This window comes from Salinimicrobium oceani (genome assembly GCF_012037645.1).
The window spans coordinates 1-406 of the sequence record NZ_JAAVJR010000836.1 but is presented as its reverse complement, the minus strand read 5'-3'; the positions used below and the strand labels follow the sequence as shown (position 1 = coordinate 406).

The 406-nt window shown below is 43.3% G+C and carries 1 protein-coding gene; it reads right to left on the bottom strand.

Annotated features, from left to right (window positions below):
* Nucleotides 1–202: 202 nt before the first annotated feature.
* A partial coding sequence (locus HC175_RS19635) for a hypothetical protein (protein ID WP_168139802.1) occupies nucleotides 203–406 on the bottom strand: 204 nt, incomplete at its 5' end.

The following is a 406-nucleotide window of genomic DNA, read 5'->3' as shown; positions in this document are numbered from 1 at the left end:
ATAAAGCTCATAAACCATCCGGTCGAATTTGCTCCTCCATTTTATTTTTTTTTGAAGTCGCGAATCTCCCTTCATCTTTACATGATTGAACGCTCCACAATCTCAATCTCCTCCTCGGTCAATTCATATAAATCGTATACCGGCCGGTCGATTTGCTCATTCATTTTATTCTCTTTTGGAATTCGCGAATCTCCCTTCGTATTTATTTGGTTGAGTTCTCCACGATCTCTATCTCTTCTTCCGTCAAATCATACAGCTCATATACCATCCGGTCGATTTCCCTATCGGTCTTCTCGATCTCCCGTTGCAGTGCTACCGCTTTTTGCTTGTTCTCCTCAAACAGCTCCATCCATTCAAATTCATCTTTTTTGGTGAGCTCGGGGACAGGGGCGAGGCCATCTTTGAG